4 protein-coding genes are annotated in these 4563 nt (G+C 46.5%); all 4 read left to right on the forward strand.

All coding sequences use genetic code 11. The features are described 5' to 3' along the window. Positions 1 to 928, forward strand: a 928-nt coding sequence (locus AS26_RS13185; protein WP_062310488.1) for an EAL domain-containing protein, incomplete at its 5' end; no start/stop codon positions are given. A gap of 276 nt (positions 929 to 1204) precedes the next feature. Further along, positions 1205 to 2959: a methyl-accepting chemotaxis protein gene (locus AS26_RS14075; protein WP_083516122.1), complete on the forward strand. Its 1755-nt coding sequence runs from the start codon at positions 1205 to 1207 to the stop codon at positions 2957 to 2959. 233 nt (positions 2960 to 3192) lie between these two features. Then, positions 3193 to 3852 carry a sigma-70 family RNA polymerase sigma factor gene (locus tag AS26_RS14080; protein ID WP_083516123.1) on the forward strand — a complete coding sequence of 220 codons (660 nt, stop codon included), beginning with the start codon at positions 3193 to 3195 and terminating at the stop codon, positions 3850 to 3852. A gap of 253 nt (positions 3853 to 4105) precedes the next feature. Next, positions 4106 to 4465: a response regulator gene (locus AS26_RS13195; protein ID WP_062310493.1), complete on the forward strand. Its 360-nt coding sequence runs from the start codon at positions 4106 to 4108 to the stop codon at positions 4463 to 4465. The last annotated feature ends 98 nt before the right edge of the window (positions 4466 to 4563 follow it).

A 4563-nucleotide genomic window follows, 5' to 3' on the forward strand; every position in this document is an offset into this window, starting at 1 on the left:
GGGGGGGGGGGGGTATAAATATCCTCTAACCCCAAATGACGACACGTATATCTGGCGTGCTGTAGAGGAAATCCTTCAACATCAAACACTTGATGTGGTCTATCAGCCCATCGTCGATCATGTCGAGGGAATTGTTTGTGCTCATGAGGCATTAAGCCGTCCTCAATATGATGGTCAATTCATTCCTCCCGATGTTTGGTTTCGTGCTGCCTTCGAAAGGAACCGTTCGATTGAAGCAGACTGGTTAGCTCTCACTATCAGTATAAGTGGCCTTCGAGGATTGTCCTCTGAAATGACATCGATACCCCTGTTCGTGAATGTTATGCCGAGCAGCTTGGTTCAGGACCCCTTTATAGAACAGCTCGAACTCTTGTTTCGCGACGGGTTCTGTGAACCGCATCAACTTGTCATTGAAATCGTGGAGTACATATCCTATGACGTTGCTCGGTTGTCCAGAATGGTCAAATCGATACGGTCACTCGGCATTCGAATTGCCCTGGATGATGTGGGCGCCGGGAGTACAAGTCTCGAGGCGCTCTTTGAACTGGAACCTGATTGGATTAAAGTCGATCGCGCATTAATTCAGGGGATTTCAATACTCCCTTCAAAACAGAGGTTTCTATCCCGTTTAGTAAGATTTATGGGGTCGGGGAACGCCGTAATTGCCGAAGGAGTCGAAAACTACGAAGATCTAAAGGCTGTTCGAGAAGCGGGTGTAAACATAAGCCAGGGATATTATTGGTCACGCCCAATGTCCATTTACGATTTGAGAGACTTGCTGAGTGAAATTGAGCGAAAGCGGAACGAGTTAGTCAAGCTCGCTCAGATTCGCAACGGATTATTGACAGATGAAGCGGTCATACACAAGAACCAACAACTTGATATGCTGATCACCCTGTATCAACGATTATTGTGTATTGATTTGTAGTCATGGATTATTTTCGTGTCTCAACAATGATGCTTCATGGACTGGTTTGCTCGATACCAGCCCGGCGAACAAACGTTCATCCTTGTTCTGGCGGGTTGGCAGAGTCTCATGTTGGGGTTCTGTGGAACGTTACTGGTTAATTGTGCGGAACCGCGTTCTCGAAAATTACGGCTTCTGTGCTTTATAAGGGCTTAGATTCCAACACCCAGGCATCATCGGCCTTTTAGACATGAAATTGGGATTTGATCGCTTTCAGTCGAGGATAGGTGAGAGAGTATGAAAAAGTTGAGACTGCACTTCTTTTCGTCGCTAAAAGTAAAACTGTTGGCCATGACCCTATCTTTGCTTGTGCTCCCTAGCTTAATCATTGGCCTGTCGGGTTACATAATTACTGCGCATCAGCTTTCGCAAGCAGGCAAAATACAACTTAAACAAGATGTCCTTCACGTCATTGCCCTAATTAATGAGGCGAACAAGCAAGTCAAATCAGGGAAATTGAGCATCGCTTCAGCTCAGGAAATGGTAAAAGAAGAAGTGTTGGGTCCGAAGGAAGCAAATGGCCACCGCCCTATTAATCCTGGTTTTAAAATCGGAAGATATGGGTATATTTTCGCCATAAATGACCGTGCAGTTGAACTTATGCATCCCACCTTGGAAGGGAAAGATATTTGGGATCTAAAATCAATCGACGGGAAGATGGTTGGTCAGGAATTAGTTAGATTAGCGGACAAAGGTGGAGGATATCTCACCTACATGTGGCCGTATCCCAATTCAAATCGGGTTGGTGAAAAAATCGTATATGTCCAAAAAGATCCGAGTTGGGGATGGGATATAGTAGCGGGTTCTTACATGGTTGATTTTAATGCGCAAGCCAATCAGGTACTTAAGATGCTGAGTGTAACGTTAGGTTTGGCAATTATAGTTGGAACCATTGTATGCCTGTGGTTTGTCCATCGGATTTCAAAACCAATTTCGATGATAGCTCAACAGGTTGATCGTATGTCTCAAGGAGACTTAAGAGTTGAGCGCGTGGTTAAGAGAGGGAATGATGAAGTTTCCCGGCTTGCTCGTGGGTTTTCCCTTATGGCAAATCGATTACATGGATTGATTAATGATATATACAATTCATCTCAGCAATTAGCTGCATCGGCAGAGGAGTTAGCTGCAAGTGCTGAGGAAAGCAGTAAGGCGGCTGAAGTGGTGGCGCAGACTGCTGAAGAGGTGGCTGCAACTGCTGAGAAACAAGTTCGGACGGCAGAATCGAATTTCTCGACAATAAGTGACATGGTTCACGCCATGCAACAAGTAGCTGACAATGCGCAAGTTGTGTCTACATCAGCTAGTGAAGCTGCTGCATTATCGAAGTATGGGAGAGAATCGATTGGATATGTGCGCGAAGGAATGGACTCTATTCGTTCAGCTTTCAATTCACTTGCGATGTTAGTTAAGGGACTGGGAGAACGTTCTGACGAAATCGGGCAAATTGTCGACATGATTTCCGGCGTCGCCGATCAAACAAATCTATTGGCCCTCAATGCCGCGATTGAGGCAGCGCGGGCAGGGGATAACGGGCGAAGTTTTGCTGTCGTAGCCGTCGAAATCAGAAAGCTGGCTGATCGTTCAGCTCAATCCGCAAAGCATATCGCAGAGCTGATCAAGAGTATTCAAGAGGAGACGAATGCTGCAGTCAAGACAATGGGAGAAAGTACGCAAGGGGTGGTTGTCGGAATTGAAAGGGTGAATCAGGCTGTTGAGTCATTTGAGAAAATTGAGCGAGCAGTAAATGTGGTCGCAGAGCAGATAGAAGAAGTATCTGCGGCCGCTCAGCAGTTGTCTGCGGAAGCTGAGGAGCTACGCAAAACGACGCACCTTGTGGTGGAGGTAACAGAGTCTACTTCAAGGGGGATGCAAAACATATCCGCTGCTACACAGCAGCAATTGGCGTCAGCTGAAGAGATTACATCGTCGGCTCAGTCTCTAGGTGAACTTGCTGAACATCTCCAGAGCCTCGTTGGTCAGTTCAAACTGTGATGTTTAGTATAAAGAAGATTGTGGGTCGAGAGGAATTGAATTAAAAGTAGATCTGCATACTGTGTATCGTGTACGTTACCCATATTTCGATTGTAAATTGAATCAGGCGTCCACCGTATGCTGCCAATTGGAATCCGATCGCAGGGAGTGTTCCGGGGGATGGTGGCGCGGATACCTCTTTCTTCCTTAACCATGTATTTCCTCCGTGAGCTATCAAGGAGGAGGTGTAGGGTGTGACGAGACCTGTGAGCGTAGAGTCCATTTGCGATGAAGGGTTAATCGTAGCAGCGCAGGCGGGGAACCAGACGGCACTCGAAACGATGTTCAAGCGGTATCGCGATCTACTTGTGAAATGGTCGAAAAGATATTTTCTCCAAGGCGCTGAGTTTGAAGATCTACTACAACATGCAGCGATTGGATGGCTTGAAGCGGTTCGATCCTATCGGCGTGGCACATGCCCGTTTCGCGTATTTGCTCGGAAATGCGTCACACGTGAAGTGCAGAGTGCGGTGAAACAATACCAAAAGAATCAGCATGAACCGCTCAACAAGGCGCTTTCACTAGATGCGCCGTGCAAATGGGAGCAGAGTAAGGATGCGGAAAAACCACAGACGCTATATGAAGTAACTCCCTGCCCCAATTATGATTCACCTGAATCTATTGTCGCTGGTGAATCCCTTCCTAAAAATTGGTCTTCGACTACGGAAATTCGAGACTGGTTGGAGGATGTAACAGGAACGCAGTGCACAGAGTTAGAACGTAAGGTGCTGGATATGTTTATCGCTGGATATTCGTATGCTGAAATTGCGATTACGTTGGGCCGTTCGAAGAAATCAGTGGATAACGCTTTGCAACGGATTAAGCGGAGGGTTGCTGAGGCACTGGAGTTGTAGTGAACTGTGAATTATCAGAGACGGTGGCCTATGAAAGAGCGTTGCTGATCGTATTTGTTTCTAGTGTGAATGATCGTTTGTGAGTTTAACAAATTATACATTTTTCAATATAAGGTGATGTCCTTTTTAGATCTCCATTGCTCACATTAATTATGGAACCCGTTGGTTAGTGAAATGGAACCGTTATTACGCGATATATGCTGTTAATTTTGTGTATTCATTAGATAATATTACTCTTCATGGGGGGTTATCCATGGCGAGAATTTTAGTAGTCGATGATGCTGCATTCATGCGGATGATGATTAAGGATATTCTCGTGAAACGTGGGCACGAAGTGGTAGGAGAAGCCTCTGACGGGGAACAGGCGGCGAAGTTATACCAAGAATTGCATCCCGATTTGGTCACCATGGATATCACCATGCCGAATGTGGACGGAATTGAAGCAGTCAGGAGAATACGAGCGATAGATCCGCAAGCTCGCATCATCATGTGTTCAGCTATGGGGCAACAAGCGATGGTACTGGACGCAATTCGGGCCGGGGCGAAGGATTTTGTGGTGAAACCCTTCCAAGCAGACCGAGTGATAAACGCTGTCGAAAAGGCCTTACAGTAAGTATCTCTTGCGCTCGGAGGAGTGGCAAAACGCGATAGTGAAACGAAGACCGCTTGGCGGCAGGCTGCGCAACGTAGGCCATGTGGGGTTCATGTTCA

Source organism: Alicyclobacillus sendaiensis NBRC 100866 (assembly GCF_001552675.1).
GTDB lineage: Bacteria > Bacillota > Bacilli > Alicyclobacillales > Alicyclobacillaceae > Alicyclobacillus > Alicyclobacillus sendaiensis.

Excerpts from the sequence above, each read along its gene's own strand:
- AS26_RS14075 (WP_083516122.1), top strand. The coding sequence starts at position 1,205 with ATGAAAAAGTTGAGACTGCACTTCTTTTCGTCGCTAAAAGTAAAACTG.
- AS26_RS13195 (WP_062310493.1), top strand. The coding sequence starts at position 4,106 with ATGGCGAGAATTTTAGTAGTCGATGATGCTGCATTCATGCGGATGATG.